The organism is Mycolicibacterium komossense (genome assembly GCF_025822605.1).
GTDB lineage: Bacteria > Actinomycetota > Actinomycetes > Mycobacteriales > Mycobacteriaceae > Mycobacterium > Mycobacterium komossense.
The window spans coordinates 51709-68692 of record NZ_JACKTY010000020.1 but is presented as its reverse complement, the minus strand read 5'-3'; the positions used below and the strand labels follow the sequence as shown (position 1 = coordinate 68692).

19 protein-coding genes are annotated in these 16984 nt (G+C 66.7%); 14 read left to right on the top strand and 5 right to left on the bottom strand.

The features are described 5' to 3' along the window. Nucleotides 1-5: 5 nt before the first annotated feature. Nucleotides 6-569 (bottom strand): nitroreductase family protein, encoded by a 564-nt coding sequence (locus H7J73_RS07810; RefSeq protein WP_264067095.1) that lies wholly within the window; start codon nt 567-569, stop codon nt 6-8. A gap of 115 nt (nt 570-684) precedes the next feature. Here H7J73_RS07810 and H7J73_RS07805 point away from each other — a divergent pair, with 115 nt between their 5' ends. From H7J73_RS07805 to H7J73_RS07795, 3 genes are read left to right on the top strand one after another with little or no spacing between them, the layout of a single operon-like run. After that, nucleotides 685-1950, top strand: coding sequence for an aspartate kinase (locus H7J73_RS07805; RefSeq protein ID WP_264067094.1), 1266 nt, complete (start codon nt 685-687; stop codon nt 1948-1950). A gap of 35 nt (nt 1951-1985) precedes the next feature. Beyond that, nucleotides 1986-3026, top strand: coding sequence for an aspartate-semialdehyde dehydrogenase (locus H7J73_RS07800; protein WP_264066755.1), 1041 nt, complete (start codon nt 1986-1988; stop codon nt 3024-3026). Nucleotides 3027-3051: 25 nt separating this feature from the next. Next, nucleotides 3052-4197: a DUF4185 domain-containing protein gene (locus H7J73_RS07795; protein WP_435405445.1), complete on the top strand. Its 1146-nt coding sequence runs from the start codon at nt 3052-3054 to the stop codon at nt 4195-4197. Nucleotides 4198-4349: 152 nt separating this feature from the next. On the opposite strand, the gene H7J73_RS07790 is transcribed toward H7J73_RS07795, so the two are convergent. Then, nucleotides 4350-4508 carry a DUF6131 family protein gene (locus tag H7J73_RS07790; RefSeq protein ID WP_234835069.1) on the bottom strand — a complete coding sequence of 53 codons (159 nt, stop codon included), beginning with the start codon at nt 4506-4508 and terminating at the stop codon, nt 4350-4352. A 239-nt stretch (nt 4509-4747) separates the two neighbouring features. On the opposite strand from H7J73_RS07790, the gene H7J73_RS07785 reads away from it, so the two are divergent. Continuing rightward, the gene (locus H7J73_RS07785) at nt 4748-5023 is read left to right on the top strand and encodes a hypothetical protein (protein WP_264066754.1); all 276 of its coding nucleotides are present in this window, start codon (nt 4748-4750) and stop codon (nt 5021-5023) included. A 4-nt stretch (nt 5024-5027) separates the two neighbouring features. Here the strand turns inward: H7J73_RS07785 and H7J73_RS07780 are convergent, their stop codons facing one another. After that, entirely contained in the window at nt 5028-5222 is a 195-nt protein-coding gene (locus H7J73_RS07780) for a hypothetical protein (protein ID WP_264066753.1), read from the bottom strand. A gap of 118 nt (nt 5223-5340) precedes the next feature. Here H7J73_RS07780 and H7J73_RS07775 point away from each other — a divergent pair, with 118 nt between their 5' ends. The 10 genes from H7J73_RS07775 (at nt 5341) to egtE (ending at nt 14605) form a co-directional block, all read left to right on the top strand. Beyond that, a complete protein-coding gene (locus tag H7J73_RS07775; RefSeq protein WP_264066752.1) occupies nt 5341-5823 on the top strand; it encodes a hypothetical protein in 483 nt (160 codons plus the stop codon). Between the two features lie 65 nt (nt 5824-5888). Then, complete coding sequence (locus H7J73_RS07770; protein ID WP_264066751.1) at nt 5889-6341, top strand: Fur family transcriptional regulator; 453 nt, start codon at nt 5889-5891, stop codon at nt 6339-6341. Continuing rightward, nucleotides 6338-7906 (top strand): catalase, encoded by a 1569-nt coding sequence (locus H7J73_RS07765; RefSeq protein WP_264066750.1) that lies wholly within the window; start codon nt 6338-6340, stop codon nt 7904-7906. Before H7J73_RS07770 ends, H7J73_RS07765 begins: the two co-directional genes overlap by 4 nt. Before the next feature lie 93 nt (nt 7907-7999). After that, a complete protein-coding gene (locus H7J73_RS07760; protein ID WP_264066749.1) occupies nt 8000-8428 on the top strand; it encodes an organic hydroperoxide resistance protein in 429 nt (142 codons plus the stop codon). A 1-nt stretch (nt 8429) separates the two neighbouring features. Next, nucleotides 8430-9077, top strand: a complete 648-nt coding sequence (locus H7J73_RS07755) for a sensor domain-containing protein (protein WP_264066748.1) — start codon at nt 8430-8432, stop codon at nt 9075-9077. 96 nt (nt 9078-9173) lie between these two features. Beyond that, complete coding sequence (gene egtA / locus H7J73_RS07750; RefSeq protein ID WP_264066747.1) at nt 9174-10460, top strand: ergothioneine biosynthesis glutamate--cysteine ligase EgtA; 1287 nt, start codon at nt 9174-9176, stop codon at nt 10458-10460. Then, the gene (gene egtB / locus H7J73_RS07745) at nt 10457-11761 is read left to right on the top strand and encodes an ergothioneine biosynthesis protein EgtB (RefSeq protein WP_264066746.1); all 1305 of its coding nucleotides are present in this window, start codon (nt 10457-10459) and stop codon (nt 11759-11761) included. Before egtA ends, egtB begins: the two co-directional genes overlap by 4 nt. After that, the gene (gene egtC / locus H7J73_RS07740; protein WP_264066745.1) at nt 11761-12483 is read left to right on the top strand and encodes an ergothioneine biosynthesis protein EgtC; all 723 of its coding nucleotides are present in this window, start codon (nt 11761-11763) and stop codon (nt 12481-12483) included. The genes egtB and egtC overlap by 1 nt, the downstream gene beginning before the upstream one ends. After that, the gene (egtD, locus tag H7J73_RS07735; protein WP_264066744.1) at nt 12480-13457 is read left to right on the top strand and encodes an L-histidine N(alpha)-methyltransferase; all 978 of its coding nucleotides are present in this window, start codon (nt 12480-12482) and stop codon (nt 13455-13457) included. Before egtC ends, egtD begins: the two co-directional genes overlap by 4 nt. Next, complete coding sequence (egtE, locus tag H7J73_RS07730) at nt 13454-14605, top strand: ergothioneine biosynthesis PLP-dependent enzyme EgtE (protein WP_264066743.1); 1152 nt, start codon at nt 13454-13456, stop codon at nt 14603-14605. The genes egtD and egtE overlap by 4 nt, the downstream gene beginning before the upstream one ends. On the opposite strand, the gene H7J73_RS07725 is transcribed toward egtE, so the two are convergent. Next, nucleotides 14583-15275 (bottom strand): response regulator, encoded by a 693-nt coding sequence (locus H7J73_RS07725; RefSeq protein ID WP_264066742.1) that lies wholly within the window; start codon nt 15273-15275, stop codon nt 14583-14585. The two genes, egtE and H7J73_RS07725, sit on opposite strands and share 23 nt — an antisense overlap. Next, nucleotides 15272-16921 carry a sensor histidine kinase gene (locus H7J73_RS07720; RefSeq protein WP_264066741.1) on the bottom strand — a complete coding sequence of 550 codons (1650 nt, stop codon included), beginning with the start codon at nt 16919-16921 and terminating at the stop codon, nt 15272-15274. The genes H7J73_RS07725 and H7J73_RS07720 overlap by 4 nt, the downstream gene beginning before the upstream one ends. Between the last annotated feature and the right edge of the window lie 63 nt (nt 16922-16984).

Sequence of the window (16984 nt, the reverse complement as noted above, 5' to 3'; positions counted from 1 at the left end):
GACTGCTAAGTCCCCAGGGCGGGCCAGTTGAGCACGATGTCGTCCAGCGCCAGCCGTTCCCTCGGTAGTGCATCGCGTTCGGCGATCTCCGGTGCGACGGTGTCGTAGTCGCCGAGGGTGCCGACGGCGATGATCATCAGCGGCCACAGGCCGTCGGGAATGAGCTCCGCGGCACCTTCGACGTCGAATCCCGCCATCGGATGCGCGATCAGACCGCGCGCAACCGCCTCGATCAGCAGGTTCGCCATCGCGGCACCGGCGTCCACCCCGGAGTACAGCGCAGTCCTCTCGTCCGGGCCCTCGTCGGCGGACACCAGGATCAGCGCGCCCGCCGCGGTCGCGTAGCTGTTCCCGCGGTTGAGCAGGTCGGTCAACGTGCCGAACATCTGGTCGCCGCGAAGCCCGACCAGGAAGCGGACCGGTTGGCGTTTACCCCAGGTAGGAGCCCACCGTGCGGCCTCCAGCAGGCCGGTCAGGTCGTCGCTCGCGAGCTCGGCGACAGGATCGAAAGCTCTGGGACTCCACCGTTCCGCAAGGAGGAAGTGGATGGGGACCGACGTGTCAGCCATCCGGTTGGCGGGGGCTTCTGGCACGTCATGAGGGTACTGGCCGGAAAAATGGGGTGCTCGTCTCGCTTATCCTTAGTACGAACAAACCTCCGGTATCGGCGTGAAAGGGCAGACAGTGGCGCTCGTCGTGCAGAAATACGGCGGATCCTCGGTGGCCGACGCCGAACGGATCCGTCGCGTCGCCGAGCGCATCGTGGAGACCAAGAAGGCCGGGAACGACGTGGTAGTCGTCGTTTCCGCGATGGGTGACACCACCGATGACCTGCTGGATCTGGCTCGGCAGGTATGCCCGGCGCCGCCCGCGCGGGAAATGGACATGTTGCTGACCGCGGGCGAGCGGATCTCCAATGCTCTGGTGGCGATGGCCATCGAGTCCCTCGGCGCCCAGGCGCGCTCGTTCACCGGCTCGCAGGCCGGCGTGATCACCACCGGCACGCACGGCAACGCCAAGATCATCGACGTCACCCCGGGTCGACTGCGGTCCGCGCTCGACGAGGGCCTGATCGTCCTCGTCGCCGGCTTCCAGGGGGTCAGCCAGGACAGCAAGGACGTGACCACGCTGGGCCGCGGCGGCTCGGACACCACTGCGGTGGCCCTGGCTGCGGCGCTACACGCCGACGTCTGCGAGATCTACACCGACGTTGACGGCATCTTCACCGCCGATCCACGGATCGTGCCCAATGCCAGGCACCTGGACAAGGTCAGCTTCGAGGAAATGCTCGAGATGGCGGCCTGCGGCGCAAAGGTGCTGATGCTGCGCTGCGTGGAATACGCCCGCCGCTATGACGTTCCCATCCACGTCCGGTCGTCGTACACCGACAAGCCCGGAACCGTCGTCACCGGATCGATTGAGGATTTACCCATGGAAGACGCCATCCTGACCGGAGTAGCCCACGACCGAAGCGAAGCCAAGGTCACAGTCGTCGGTCTCCCCGACGTTCCCGGGTACGCCGCCAAGGTGTTTCGTGCTGTCGCCGACGCGGATGTCAACATCGACATGGTGCTGCAGAACATCTCCAAGATCGAAGACGGCAAGACCGACATCACTTTCACCTGCTCGCGCGACAGTGGCCCGGGCGCGGTGGAGAAGCTCGCGTCGCTGCAGGACGAAATCGGTTTCACCCGTGTGCTTTACGACGATCACATCGGCAAGGTGTCGCTGATCGGTGCGGGGATGCGCAGCCACCCCGGCGTCACCGCCACCTTCTGCGAGGCGCTGGCCGGGGTCGGCGTGAACATCGACCTGATCTCCACCTCGGAGATTCGAATCTCGGTGCTGGTCAAGGACACTGAGCTCGACAAGGCGGTACTTGCGCTGCACGAGGCGTTCGGTCTCGGCGGGTCGGAAGAAGTAACTGTGTACGCGGGGACAGGCCGCTAGGCCGGGCGAGCGAAGCGACGGGAAAGCAGACAGAGATGGTCAATATCGGAGTAGTCGGCGCGACCGGACAGGTCGGCCAGGTGATGCGCACCCTGCTCGAGGAGCGCGACTTCCCGGTGACGGGTATCCGGTTCTTCGCCTCGTCGCGCTCGGCCGGCAAGAAACTGTCGTTCCGCGGGCAGGAGATCGAGGTCGAGGACGCCGAGACCGCCGATCCGACTGGGCTGGATATCGCACTCTTTTCCGCGGGCGCGACGATGTCACGCGTCCAGGCTCCGCGGTTCGCCGCTGCCGGCGTCATCGTCATCGACAACTCCTCGGCGTTCCGCAAGGACGGCGACGTTCCGCTGGTGGTCAGCGAGGTCAACTTCGACAGGGATGTGCGTGACGTCCAGCTCCCGAAAGGCATTATCGCCAATCCGAACTGCACCACCATGGCCGCGATGCCGGTGCTCAAGGTGCTGCACGACGAGGCGGAGCTGACCCGGTTGATCGTCTCGAGTTATCAGGCGGTCTCGGGGAGCGGTCTGGCCGGCGTCGAGGAACTCGCCACCCAGACCCGGGCCGTCATCGACGGTGCCGAGCAGTTGGTGCACGATGGCGGCGCGCTGGATTTCCCGGCCCCCAACAAGTACGTCGCGCCGATCGCGTTCAACGTGATCCCGCTGGCCGGGGCATTGGTCGACGACGGCTCCGGTGAGACGGACGAAGACCAGAAGCTGCGCAACGAGAGCCGCAAGATCCTCGGCATCCCGGAGCTGCTGGTCAGTGGTACCTGCGTGCGAGTACCAGTTTTCACGGGGCACTCGCTGTCGATCAATGCTGAGTTCGCCAGGCCGCTCTCGCCGGCACGGGCCCGCGAGATCCTGGCCGACGCGCCCGGTGTGACGCTGGCCGATGTGCCCACACCGTTGGCGGCAGCCGGTGTCGATGATTCTCTGGTGGGCCGCATCCGTCAGGATCCAGGGGTGCCGGATGGTCGCGGGCTGGCGTTGTTCCTCTCGGGAGACAACCTCCGAAAGGGCGCTGCGCTGAACACTATTCAGATTGCCGAGCTGCTGGCCGCCCAGCTCTGACCCGCTGGTGCGCCGACGCGGAAAAGTGCGAGTAGTTCTCGCGGTTTCGTCGATCTCGGCGCTGCTGTTGAGCCTGTCCGGACCGGCCCACGCCGACCCACCGGACCCTGCGCCCGCACCGATACTGGGCCCGCTGGCGCCCGGTCAGGTGGTGCGGATCGGTCCAACGGCCGGCACGGGTACACCGACCCGCGATTACGGTATCGGTGCCACCGATCTGTGCGAATTCATGGAATTCCCCACCGAACTGCTGCAGGTGTGCGGCGACAGTTTCGCCGGCCAGGGTGTCGGCTTCGGCGGGTGGTTCTCCCCGATCGCCCTGCACGTGGAGCGCGCGTCGATCGCGGACCCCGACGGGGTGCGATACACCGGCGTCACCGGAGTGGACAAGCCGCTGCTCGCCGACCCGACACCGCCGGGCTCGTCGCAACTGCCTGCCGGGGTGGTGTCGATCAACCGGCAGAACTACCTACTGGTCACCACGACGAAGAACTTGGTACCGGCGACGTCACGGCTGGTGAAGGCCGATGCGGCGCAAGGTGATTGGCAAACGGTGAAGGGTTCACAGCGCGATGCCGCATATGCCGGCGGTGGCCAATCGCAGATCAGCGGTTACTACGATCCGATCCCCACCTCGGACTCGTCGACCGGCTGGGTGTACATCGTCGCCAACAGCTTCGACCGCACCGGATTGGTGACGCTGTATCGCGTTGCGCCGCAGGAGTTCACCGATCGTACGAAATGGCAGGGCTGGTCCGGGTTGCCCGGAGTGGACGGCGGCTGGCGTCGGCCGCCAACTCCGCTGTGGGGTGATCGGATCGGCGAGATGAGCGTCGAGCAGATCGACGGCAAAACCGTGCTGTCGTACTTCAATGCGAGTACCGGGAACATGGAGATGCGGGTGGCGGACGACCCGACTTCGCTCGGCTCTGCGCCTGTGACGACGGTGGTGCAGGCATACGACTGGCCCGACCCTGCCGAAAGTCTGCCGCCACCGGATGACAACCAGCTGGCTCAACCGTACGGCGGATACATCTCGCCGGGGTCGACTCTCGACGAGGTGCGCGTCTTCGTCAGCCAGTGGAACACCGCATCGCGCGACCGGGCGCCGTACCGGGTTCTCCAGTTCGCGGTCAACCCGTTCAAGCCGGGTGCAGCGCCAATTTCCTAGCGCGAGAAATGGTTCGGCCCCGCCACAGGGGGGACTTGGCGGGGCCGAACAGGGGGCCCGATGCGGGGGGAGTGCGCGGGCCACCTGGTCAAGATTCTTACATCGCAGTCAGTGCGCCAGCTGACACATGAGTGTGAGGACGCTGTGTGCGGTCAGAACCATACTTTTCGGCCACCGACCGGACGGCCCACCTGGCCCAGGATCAACAACACCACGCCGATGACGAGCAGGATCCAGCCGATGGTGGCAATGATGGCGGGGACGGGCAGCAAGTAGCCCACGAGGATGAGGATGACGCCTAGAACTATCACTGGATGCTCCTGTTTTTGACGGTTGCGACAAAGAGCGGTTACCCAGTTGCTCGATCAAATAATCGCCCGGCACTTCCGGCGATAAAAATTTGCAATATCGTTACCTGTGGACAATTGCTGGCAAACAGTAGATAGTGGCTAGACCAGGCTCGAAAGCGAGAATCGACTCCTGACGGCAAAGACAATATAGCCGATCGAAGTTATTTTCGCGTAGGACAATTTGTACCCAAGGAGGATCCATGGCAAATGTCATGCACTTGCCGGGGGTGCGCCGGCAAACTCCCAAACCGGGGCGGACGGGATCTGCTGAGCGCCTTCGCGAGCTCGGCGACGTCTACCTCGGTTCGCTGGCCAGGGCCAGAGAGCTCAGTGCGGACATGGAACGTGAAATCGTGATCGCCCGCGATTCCGGCCGATCGCTGGAAGAGGTGAGCAAAGCTTCTGGCCTGTCGGTGGCCCAGATCGAGTACGTGCTGGCCTCCGTCGATTTCCAACGCCGGGCACCCTCGCTGTAGACCGTCAACGCCTGCGCTTGAAACCCGGCCGGTGGTCGTTGAGCGTCTGTACGAGCTGCCATGACCCGGGTCCGTAGTACGTCACCTTGAGTCCTTCGGTCACTTTCAGGATCCCGTCGGCCAGGAACTCGAACGAATCGTCGTCGCTGAGTTCCTTGCCGGCCATCGTCAGATCGTTGAGTTTCAGTGCGAACGCCATGCCTGAAGAGTGTGGCATGGTGACCTCGCGCGTCGTGGCCGCAAACCGCGACCCTTCACAGCCAGTTCATAACCGGAACCTAACCAGCGCTGTGGGTCGTGCGTGGATCATGCAGGTTATGAGCGAAACACCGCAATACGAGACGGAACCGACCACGTCCCCGGTTGTGACCCCACCCCCACCGGCAACTTATGACACACGCCCCGCCTACGTCGAGCCCCGCAAGCCCAGTCGGCTCTATCAGGTCGCCGCCTGGGTGGCGATCGTGGCGGGTTCGGTGTTCATCGTCGCCGTCATCTTCTTCACCGGTTTTGCGCTCGGTGTGCATTCCGGTGGAGGGCATCACGGACATCACCGTCAGGACATGGGGGAGACGCGTCAAGAGGGTCCGCCGATGATGCCGATGCGGCCCGGCTTCCTGTTCCCCGGGCCGGGTGCATTCGGGCCGGGCGGCCCGGGGATGTTCCCCGGCGGTCCAGGTCAGATGGGACCGGGTGGACCGGGGGGCCAGGGTGGACCCGGCTTCGGACCGGGTCCCGGCAATGGCGGCCCAGGCCAGAGTCAGCAGCCTCCCGCGCCCGGGCAGCAGCGCCCATCGTGAAGGCTGCGTAGCCCCGGAGACGTTCTTTTCTTGACTCATTCCAGAAAAGGGGCATACTCGGCAAGGTGACCACGACGACCCGCGAGCCCAGCTTCCTGTTGAAGGGAGCTGGGCTTCGTGTTACCCGGCCCAGGGTCGCTGTGCTCAATGCCGTTGCAGCTGCGCCACATTCAACGGCTGACGAGATCGCAGGACAGGTCAGGGGGAGCCTTGGCGCTGTCTCGACTCAAGCCGTCTATGACGTCCTGCGCGTGTGTGTCGGTGCCGGGCTCCTCCGCCGACTAGAACCCGCCGGGGCCTCCGCGCTCTACGAAACCCGAATCGGCGATAACCACCACCACCTGGTTTGCCGCACCTGTGGCCGGGTAACCGATGTCAACTGTGTTGTCGGAGCCGCGCCGTGTCTGCAGCCGTCCGAACTGGACGGTTTCGATGTCGACGAGGCCGAGGTCGTGTTCTGGGGAACCTGCCGCCCATGCCGATCAGCCAGCCCATCACCAGAGGAGATTCAACGATGACCGGAAGTTTCACCACCAGCAATACCGGCGTCCCAATCGAGGACGACAACCAGTCGCTGACCGCGGGAACGCAGGGCCCGATCCTGTTGCACGACTGGTACCTGATCGAGAAGCTTGCCCAGTTCAACCGGGAACGGGTGCCGGAGCGCGTCGTGCACGCCAAAGGTTCAGGTGCATACGGTGAACTCGTCGTCACCAATGACGTCAGCAAGTACACCAAGGCCAAGCTGTTCCAGCCCGGTGCCAAGACCGAGTCGCTGGCCCGGTTCTCGACGGTCGCAGGCGAACAGGGCAGCCCCGACACCTGGCGCGACCCGCGTGGTTTCTCGTTGAAGTTCTATACCGAAGACGGCAACTACGACCTCGTCGGCAACAACACCCCGGTCTTCTTCATTCGCGACACCATCAAGTTCCCCGATTTCATCCGCAGCCAGAAGCGGCTGCCGGGCTCGGGTCTGCGGGACCACAACATGCAGTGGGATTTCTGGACGCTGCGTCCTGAGTCGGCCCACCAGGTGACGTGGCTGATGGGTGATCGCGGCATCCCGAAGTCCTATCGACACATGAACGGCTATGGCAGCCACACGTACCAGTGGATCAACGAGGCCGGTGAACGGTTCTGGGTGAAGTACCACTTCAAGACCGACCAGGGCATCGACTTCCTCACCCAGGAACAGGCGGACAAGCTCGCTGGCAGCGACCCCGATCTGCACCGGGCCGATCTCTACAACGCCATCGAGGAGGGCAACTTCCCGAGCTGGTCACTGAAGGTTCAGATCATGCCCGTCGACGAGGCCGAGGGCTACCGGGTCAACCCGTTCGATCTGACCAAGGTCTGGTCGCACAAGGACTATCCGCTGATCGACGTCGGCACGTACACGCTGAACCGCAATCCGGAGAACTTCTTCGTCGACATCGAGCAGGCGGCGTTCGAACCGTCGAATATTGTTCCCGGCATCGGCTTTTCGCCGGACAAGATGCTGCTCGGGCGGGTCTTCTCCTACGCCGACGCCCATCGCTACCGCATCGGCACCAACTATGCCGAGCTGCCGCCGAACCGGGCCAGGGCCGCCGAAGTGAACTCCTACTCCAAGGAGGGTTCGATGCGGCACACGTTCAACGGGCCGGAAGTGCCAGTGTACGCACCGAACTCCTACGGCGGTCCGCATGCGGACCCGTCGCGTGCGGGTGACGGCGGGATGTGGGAATTCGACGGGGCGGCGGTGCGCGCCGGCTACATCCAGCATCCCGAGGACGACGATTTCAGCCAGGCTGGGACCCTGGTCCGGGAGGTGATGGATCCGGCCGCACGGAAACGGCTGGCCGACAACATCATCGGGCACGCGTCGAACAACGTGACCGAGGAGGTGCTGGCGCGGGTCTTCCAGTACTGGACCAATGTCGACGCGGAACTGGGCGCCAAGGTCGAGGCCGGCGTCCGGGCCAACCTCGCCAGTGCGGACGGCGCGGCAGAGCAATCCTCAGCCAAGCCGCAGGAGGGCCAGAGTTCTGCCCCCGGCACTTCCGAGGAGCGCAGCGCCGTCGAGGTCGGCGCACAGTCCTAGCTCTTTCTGCAGCGCTCTCTCTGCAGCCCAAAGGTGCCCCCGGTCCAGCTGACCGGGGGCACTGCTGTGGTCAGGGCTGGCATGATCGAGTCCATGACCATCGAAGCCATCTACACCGCAGAATCAACCGCCACGGGCGGTGGCCGCGACGGCCACGTCAAGTCCTCCGACGACCGGCTCGACCTGGACACCCGCCCGCCCAAGGAGATGGGTGGCAGTGGCGAGGGCACCAACCCCGAGCAGCTGTTCTCCGCCGGTTACGCCGCCTGCTTCCTCAGCGCGCTGCGACTGGTCGCCGGGAAGGCCAAGACCAAGCTGGACGACGCCACTGGCGTCACGGTCCAGGTGGGTCTCGGCAAGACGCCGGAGGGCGGCTTCGGCCTGACCGCCGCGATCATCGCCTACCTGCCCGGGCTGGAGCAGGAGGTCGCCGATGATCTCGTCGAGCAGGCGCATGAGGTGTGCCCGTACTCGAATGCGACGCGGGGGAACATCGACGTCGATATCTCGGCCAAGGTCTAGCTTGCCCAGCAAACTGGTCGCCGCGACTGCCGTTGGTATCGGGGTCGCGTTGACGCTGTCGGCTCCCGCCTCGGCCCGGCCGTCTGATCCCGGGGTGGTGTCGTACGCGGTCCTGGCCAAGGGGTCTGTCGGCAATATCGTCGGGGCCCCGATGACTACTGAGTCGGTGTTCACCGATCCTTTTCAGGGCTATTCGGTCGACATCCCGGTGTGCAACAACTGGGCCGATATCGGATTGCCCGAGGTGTATGAGGATCCCGATCTCGCCTCGTTCAACGGGGCGACGGCGCAAACCTCCCCGACCGATGACACCCACTTCGTCAAACAGGCGATCGGCGTCTTCGCCACCCCCGACGCCGCCGGCCGGGCCTACCACCGCGTCGTCGATCGCACGATCGGATGCTCAGGCCAGACCGCGTCGATGCGTCTCGATGACGGCACGACCCAGGTGTGGACGTTCAGCGGTGGCGCACCCGGGCCCTCGGATGCCGCATGGATCAAACAGGAAGCCGGCACCGACCGGCGCTGCTTCACTCAAACCAGGCTGCGCGAGAACGTTCTGCTCCAAGCGAAAGTCTGCCAGTCTGGCAACGGCGGTCCTGCGGTAAACGTCCTAGCCGGTGCCATGCAGAACACCCTCGGCCAATAATTTGGGGCCACGTCGCCGCCGGATTTGGGTACACGTCACCTTCGTGTCACCGAAAACAGTGCTGAGTTTGTCAGTGGTCTCACCGAAGATGGAGCGATGACGTTTGTCTCCACGTCACCGCACACCGCGCCGCCCCCGGATGGCGTGCGGGAACTGACGGGCTCGGTAGACGCGGCGCACCGCGTCGCCGAGGCAAGCCTGATCAACGGACCGGTGGGCCAGGTGGGCCTAGAGGTCGAGGCCCACTGCTTCGATTTGACCGAGCCGCGGAGGCGCCCGGGCTGGGAGCAGCTGCGGGCGGTCATCGAGAGCCTGCCCCCGCTGCCGGGAGGTAGCGCGGTCACCGTCGAACCCGGCGGGGCTGTGGAGCTGTCAGGGCCGCCGTTCGACGGTCCGCTGCCCGCTATCACCGCGATGGTCGCCGACCGCGCTGCGCTGCGCGCCGCGTTCGCCAAGGCCGGGTTCGGTCTGGTGCTACTCGGCGCCGACCCGTTGCGGCCGCCGAAACGGGTGAACCCCGGGTCCCGCTACCAGGCGATGGAACAGTTCTTCGTGGCCAGCGACACCGGGGCCGCGGGCGCGGCGATGATGACGTCGACAGCTTCGGTGCAGCTCAACCTCGACGCCGGTCCGCAGGAGGGATGGGCCGGAAGGGTTGCGCTGGCCCACGCGTTGGGACCAGTCATGGTCGCGATCGCCGCCAACTCGCCGATGCTCGGCGGAAACTTCACCGGTTGGCAGTCCAGCCGCCAGATGGTGTGGGGTCAGCTCGATTCCGCGCGCTGTGGCCCCATCCTGGCCGCCAGTGAAGACGATCCCGCGACCGATTGGGCGCGCTACGCGTTGAAGGCCCCGGTGATGCTCGTCCGGATGCCGGACGACGGCGCCGCGCCGGTGCTCGACTGGGTGCCGTTCGCAGACTGGGCTGACGGGGTGGTGCAGCTCGACGGGCGCAAGCCCACCACCGCGGACCTGGACTATCACCTGACCACGCTGTTCCCGCCGGTGCGCCCGCGCGGGTGGCTGGAGATCCGGTACCTCGACAGCATCCCTGATGGCCTGTGGCCAGCACTGGCATTCACCCTGACCACACTGCTGGACAATCCGCAGGCTGCCGCGGTCGCCGCCGAAGCCGTCGAGCCGGTCGGCACCGCGTGGGACATCGCGGCCAGGGCCGGATTGACCGACCGGCATCTGTTCACCGCCGCCAACAGATGTGTGACCACCGCCGCCGAATTCGCGCCGCCGGAGCTCGCTGATTCCGTGCAACGACTGCTCGAGCTGGTCGAACAGGGACGTTCGCCTGGTGATGACTTCTCCGACCGCGTTATCGACGCCGGCCTCGTGCCCGCGGTCGACCGACTCGCCCGGGAGGAACCATGAGTGACAGACAGGCGCTGGCCGACGGGTTGACCGTCGCTCGCGACCGCACGCTGCGGCTCGTCGACTTCGACGACGCTGAATTACTCCGCCAGTACGACCCGTTGATGAGCCCGCTGGTATGGGACCTCGCCCACATCGGGCAGCAGGAAGAACTGTGGCTGCTGCGCGGCGGCGACCCGGCCACCCCGGGAATGCTGCCACCGGCGATCGAGGACCTCTACGACGCGTTCGTCCATTCCCGCGCCAGCCGGGTGGCGTTGCCGCTGCTCTCGGCCGCTGATGCCCACAAATACCTGCGGACGGTTCGGGCCAAGGCGCTGGATACCCTCGATGCGCTGCCCGATGAACGCGCCGACAGTCCGTTGCTCGGCGGACCCGACCCGGCGTTCGCCTTCGGGCTGGTCATCAGCCACGAGAACCAGCATGACGAGACCATGCTGCAGGCGCTGAACCTGCGGTCGGGGGCTCCGCTGCTCGGCGGCGGCGGTCACCTCCCGCCCGGTCGGCCGGGGGTCGCCGGCACGTCGGTGCTGGTGCCCGGTGGTCCGTTCGTCCTCGGTGTCGACGCGGCCGACGAACCCTACTCACTCGACAACGAGCGGTCCGCGCACGTCGTCGACCTCCCCGGCTTCCGGATCGGTCGGGTGCCGGTCACCAACGCCGAGTGGCAGGCGTTCATCGACGACGGCGGCTATCGGCGCCCGGAGCTGTGGTCGGCGCGCGGCTGGGACCACCGCTGCCAGGCCGCGCTGGTGGCCCCGCAGTTCTGGCTGCCCGAGGGCACCCGAGCCCGGTTCGGCCACGTCGAGGCGATCCCCGGCGACGAGCCCGTCCAGCACGTCACCTTCTTCGAGGCAGAGGCCTACGCCGAGTGGGCCGGCGCCCGGCTGCCCACAGAGATCGAATGGGAGAAAGCCGCTGCTTGGGATCCCGAGGCCGGGGCTCGGCGCCGGTACCCGTGGGGTTCGGCGCCACCATCCGGCGAAGTGGCAAACCTGGGGGGTGGCGCACTGCGGCCGGCCCCGGTGGGGGCCTACCCCGGCGGAGCCTCTGCCTATGGCGCCGAACAGCTGCTCGGCGATGTCTGGGAGTGGACCACCTCGCCGCTGCGGCCGTGGCCCGGCTTCACCCCGATGATCTACGAGCGGTACTCGCAGCCGTTCTTCGACGGCGACTATCGGGTGCTGCGCGGTGGCTCGTGGGCCGTCGGTGCCGATGTGCTGCGGCCCAGCTTCCGTAACTGGGACCATCCGATCCGCCGACAGATTTTCTCCGGCGTGCGACTGGCCTGGGATCTCTGATGTGCCGGCACCTCGGCTGGCTTGGGGCACCGGTCTCGGTGAGCAGTCTGCTACTGGACCCGCCGAGCGGTCTGCTCGTCCAGTCGTATGCCCCGCGCAGACAGAAGCACGGCGTGGTCAACGCCGACGGCTGGGGTGTCGGCTTCTTCGACGGTGCAGTGCCGCGGCGCTGGCGCAGCGCGTCCCCGATTTGGGGTGACGCCTCGCTGGCCTCCGTCGCGCCCGCACTGACGAGCGGTTGCGTGGTGGCCGCCGTCCGCTCGGCGACGATCGGCATGCCGATGGACGCCAGCGCCGCCGCCCCGTTCAGCGACGGCGAATGGCTGCTGTCGCACAACGGTGTGGTCGACCGAGCCGTGCTGCCGGTGAGCCCGGCCGCCGAATCGGTGGTCGACAGTGCGCAACTGGCGGCGCTGATCTTCGATCGTGGTCTCCACACGTTGGGTGACACGGTGAGCGAGGTCGGCTTGGCGGATCCGTCGGCTCGGCTGAACATCCTGGCCGCCAACGGTTCCCGGCTGTTGGCGACCACATGGGGGGACACCCTGTCGATCCTGCGGCGCTGCGACGGCGTGGTGCTTGCCAGCGAACCCTATGACGACCACCCCGAATGGCGCGACGTGCCCGATCGACACCTCGTCGATATCAACGGTGCCGACGTGACACTCACGCCCCTGACCGCGTACGAACGACCGCGTAAAAGAAAGGTGCCTCCCCGATGACGAGTGGGACCAACCTGTCGTTGGCCAATCATCTGGCGGCCGACTATGCCGCGCAGGCCCTGCGCCACGATGTCGCCGACGGCCTGACCCGGACGCCGAAAACCTTGCCGCCCAAGTGGTTCTACGACGCCACCGGTAGCGATCTGTTCGACCAGATCACCCGGCTGCCCGAGTACTATCCCACCCGCGCCGAAGCGTCGATCCTCGCCGAACAGGCCGCGGTGATCGCCGCGGCCAGCGGTGCGGACACCCTCGTCGAGCTCGGCAGTGGCACCTCGGAGAAGACCCGGATGCTGCTCGATGCGTTCCGCGATCAGGGATCGTTGCGCCGGTTCATCCCGTTCGACGTCGACGCGTCGATCCTGGAGGTGGCCGGCGCGGCAATCCTGGACGAGTACCCCGGCGTCGAAATCGATGCGGTCTGCGGCGACTTCGAGGAGCATCTCGGCGAAATACCCGATGGTGGAACTCGATTGGTGGCGTTCCTGGGGTCCACCATCGGCAACCTGACCACCGGTCCACGGGCGGAGTTCCTGGCTTCGCTGGCCGCAGTTCTGCAACCCGGCGACACGCTGCTGCTGGGTACCGACCTCGTCAAGGATCCGGTCCGGCTGGTGCAGGCCTACGACGACAGCGCCGGCGTGACGGCCAGGTTCAACCGCAACGTGCTGACCGTGGTGAACCGGGAGCTGCGCGCGGACTTCGACATCGCGGCCTTTGAGCATGTGGCGAAGTGGAACACCGATGAGGAACGCATCGAGATGTGGCTGCGAGCCCGCGGAGCGCAACAGGTCTTCATCGCCGCTCTCGACCTGACCGTCGATTTCATCGACGGTGAGGAGATGCTGACCGAAGTGTCGTGCAAATTCCGGCCCGACGGCGTCGCCGCCGAACTGGCGGCCGCGGGGCTCACGCGCAGCCACTGGTGGACCGACGTCCCGGGAGATTTCGCGCTCTCCCTCGCCGTCAAGTGACGACGCTCGCCGAGGACGATCTCGCCCGCGACTGGCGGTCGGCGCGGCCGGTCGCGGCCGGCGTACACGTGGATTCGGCGGCCTGCTCCCGGCAGAGCTTCGCCACCATCGACGCCGCAGCTCAGCACGCCCGCCATGAAGCCGAGGTCGGCGGCTACGTGGCCGCGGCGGCGGCACAGTCCGTGCTCGATGCGGGTCGGGCCGGGATCGGCGCGCTGATCGGCATGGGCGCCGACGACGTGGCGTTCACGACCGGCTCCAACCATGCGCTGGATCTTCTGCTGGGCAGCTGGCCGGGCCCCCGGACGGTGGCCTGTGCGCTCGGCGAGTATGGTCCGAATCTCGCCTTGATGGCCGCCCACGGCTTCACTGTCTCGCCTCTTGCGGTCGACGAGCACGGTCGGGTCCGAGCGGACGCGGTGGCGGCCGCCCTGCACGCAGACTCGCCGGCGTTGGTTCACCTCACCGGCATCGGCAGCCATCGCGGTGTGGCCCAGCCGCTGGCCGAGGTCGCCGACGCCTGCCGGACCGCCGGTGTGCCGCTGGTTCTGGATGCGGCTCAGGCGCTGGGCCAGCTCGACTGCGCGATCGGGGCCGATGCCGTCTATTCATCATCGCGGAAGTGGATGGCCGGGCCGCGCGGCGTCGGGTTCCTCGCTGTCCGGCCCGGGCTGGCGCAGCGGCTGCGACGACGGGTACCGCCCCCGGAGTGGGAGCTGCCAATCTCTGCGATGCAGAGCTTCGAGCAGCATGAGGCGAATCTAGCTGCGCGCGTGGGATTTTCCGTCGCGGTCGGGCAGCACCTGGCGGCTGGGCCGGCGGCAGTGCGGGCCCGACTGGCATCGATCGGTCGTGCCACCAGAACTCTGCTCGACGGTGTCGGTGGCTGGCGGGTCGTGGAGCCGCGCGATGAGCGGACCGCCATCACCACGTTGGCTCCGCCTGCCGGTGTGCAGCCCGCCGTCGTGCGGGACTGGCTGATCACCGAGCGCGGAATCGTCACCACCGTGGCCGAATCGGCGCGCGCGCCGTTCGAACTGACCGGGCCGGTGCTACGGCTGTCGCCGCACGTGGATGTCACGGCCGCGGATCTGCAGGCGTGCGCCGAGGCCCTGGAATCGGCGGCTACGACGCCCATACGTACCTGACCTGCGGGCGGCCGGCCCGACCGTACTCGGTGGCCCGCCCGACGGCACCGTCATCAGCCAGACGTTCCAGGTACCGCCAGGCGGTGACTCGGGAAATGCCGAGTCGGGCAGCTGCTTCGGAGGCATTCAACCCCGCCGGAGTGTCGCGGAGCGCACCGGCGATGAGGTCAAGGGTGTCAGCGGAGACGCCCTTGGGCATCGACGACCGCTGATCGGCGCTACGTAGGGCGTTGATGGCCCGGTCGATTTCATGCTGGCCCGCTGCTGCTCCGCCCGAGCCCAGGGCTTCCCGGTACTCGCGGTAGTGCTCCAACTTGTCCCGGAAGGCCGCGAAGGTGAACGGCTTCAACAGATACATCGCCACGCCGTGGGCGACAGCGGACCGAACCACCGCTAAGTCACGTTCCGAGGAGATCGCGATGATGTCCGGGGCGGGGCGGATACCTCCGAGGGCCGAGGCGACATCGATACCGCTGGCATCGGGCAGACCGATATCGAGCAGCACCAGGTCGACGGGTGTCCCGTCGGCGGCGGCCGTCGCGGCGGCGCGCAGTGCGGCATTGCCGGTTCCAGCGGTGGCATAAACCACGAAACCCGTTAACCGTTCGGTGTATTGGCGGTGTGCTTGTGCGATGAGCGGGTCATCCTCGACGATCAAGACACGGATCATCGGCGTGCCTGCGCAGACTGGTGGGCCGGAATCACGGCGGTGATCACCGACCCGTAGGTGTTCTCGGCCGTGATGGATCCGCCGTGCGCGGTGATGACCTGCCAGACCAACGCCAGCCCGAGGCCGCGCTCCCCGGATTTCGTCGAATAGCCGCGGGTGCGGGCCTGGTCGAACGCGTCGGCGGACATCCCGGGCCCGCTGTCCGCGACGATCACCATCAGCTCCGACTCGGATCCCCGGACCGTCACCTCCACCCAGCCGGGCAGGTCCGCGCGAGAGGCTGGGTTTGTTGCGCCCGGCCCTTCCTCGCCCTCGTTCCTCGAGCTCGTCGGCCGGGCGGCATCGATCGCGTTGTCGACGAGATTGCCGACCAGCGTGATCAATTCACCCTGGGTCAGTGCCACGGTCGCCGGATCGTCGAGCATCGATTCCTCGGTGACCGTCAGCTCGACCCCATGATCGCGCGCCTGGCTGATCTTGCCCAGCAGCAGTGCCGCCAGCGCGGGTTCGGCCACCGTCGACATCAACCGGTCGATCAGGTGCTGCGATACCGCCAGTTCCGCGGTCGCGAAGTCGACGGCCTCCGCGGATCGGCCGAGTTCGACCATGGTCACCACCGTGTGCAACCGGTTGTCCGCCTCGTGTGCCCGCGACCGCAGCGATTCGGCGAACTGGGTGACGGAGCTGAGTTCACCGGAAACCCGTTGCAGCTCAGTGCGATCCCGCAACGTCATGACCGTACCCACAGTGCGGTTCCCCCAGCGCACCGGTTGTTCGTTGACCACCAGTACCCGGTCGGCCGTGACATGGGTTTCGTCGGTCAGGACCTGCCCCTCCGCGGTCTGTAACGAAGCCGGCAGGTCGGCCCGCGTCACCGGACCGGCCGGCAACGAAAGCAGCCGGCGCGCTTCATCGTTGACGATCTCGGCGGATCCGTGGGTGTCGAACACCAACAGGCCTTCGCCGATGGCGTGCAGTACGGCTTCCCGCTGCTCGTAGAGGGCGCGCAGATCGGAAAAGGACAGCCCCAAGGTGCGGCGGCGCAGCCGGCGTTCCAACGCGATGGCGCCGACGAAGGCCAAGAGAAGCGCCGTGCCGACCGCCAGCCCGATCGCCGGCAGCGTAGACAGCACAATGGCCGATACTTTGGCCTGGGTGACACCCGCGGACACCAGGCCGATGATGGTTCCGCCGGGACCGCGGACCGGTGCCACCGCGCGGATCGACGGGCCGAGTGTGCCCGGGTAGGTCTCGGTGAACGTCTCACCCGCCAGCGCGCGGTCGATGTTGCCGGTGAACAGACCACCGATCCGGGTGACGTCGGTATGGGTGAATCGCGTTCGGTCCGGGGCCATCACGACGATGAAGTCCATCCCGGTGGCCTGGCGGATCGACTCGGTCTGCGGCTGCAGCACGGCCGTCGGGTCGGAGCTGTCGATGGCCGCCGCCGTCGACGTCATCCGCGCCACCGACTCCGTCACCGCGATGACTTTCTGCCTGGTGAGTTCATCGGCATCCCGACGCGCGTCGAGCACCGCGGCAGCGCCGGCCCCCAGGATCAGGATCAGTAGCAGCGCGAGCTGCCAGATGAACAGCTCGCGCGCGACGCTCCGGTCGACGTGCGCGTCACGGTTCGTGGTTCGCACGGTGGGCCTCCTTTCCGGTGTTCGTGAACGAAATGAACTTATTAGTGACTTGGCTCACGTTCG

Excerpts from the sequence above, each read along its gene's own strand:
- H7J73_RS07810 (WP_264067095.1), bottom strand. The coding sequence starts at position 569 with ATGGCTGACACGTCGGTCCCCATCCACTTCCTCCTTGCGGAACGGTGG.
- H7J73_RS07800 (WP_264066755.1), top strand. The coding sequence starts at position 1,986 with ATGGTCAATATCGGAGTAGTCGGCGCGACCGGACAGGTCGGCCAGGTG.
- H7J73_RS07785 (WP_264066754.1), top strand. The coding sequence starts at position 4,748 with ATGGCAAATGTCATGCACTTGCCGGGGGTGCGCCGGCAAACTCCCAAA.
- H7J73_RS07780 (WP_264066753.1), bottom strand. The coding sequence starts at position 5,222 with ATGGCGTTCGCACTGAAACTCAACGATCTGACGATGGCCGGCAAGGAA.
- H7J73_RS07775 (WP_264066752.1), top strand. The coding sequence starts at position 5,341 with ATGAGCGAAACACCGCAATACGAGACGGAACCGACCACGTCCCCGGTT.
- H7J73_RS07765 (WP_264066750.1), top strand. The coding sequence starts at position 6,338 with ATGACCGGAAGTTTCACCACCAGCAATACCGGCGTCCCAATCGAGGAC.
- H7J73_RS07760 (WP_264066749.1), top strand. The coding sequence starts at position 8,000 with ATGACCATCGAAGCCATCTACACCGCAGAATCAACCGCCACGGGCGGT.
- egtA (WP_264066747.1), top strand. The coding sequence starts at position 9,174 with ATGACGTTTGTCTCCACGTCACCGCACACCGCGCCGCCCCCGGATGGC.
- egtB (WP_264066746.1), top strand. The coding sequence starts at position 10,457 with ATGAGTGACAGACAGGCGCTGGCCGACGGGTTGACCGTCGCTCGCGAC.
- egtC (WP_264066745.1), top strand. The coding sequence starts at position 11,761 with ATGTGCCGGCACCTCGGCTGGCTTGGGGCACCGGTCTCGGTGAGCAGT.
- egtD (WP_264066744.1), top strand. The coding sequence starts at position 12,480 with ATGACGAGTGGGACCAACCTGTCGTTGGCCAATCATCTGGCGGCCGAC.
- H7J73_RS07725 (WP_264066742.1), bottom strand. The coding sequence starts at position 15,275 with ATGATCCGTGTCTTGATCGTCGAGGATGACCCGCTCATCGCACAAGCA.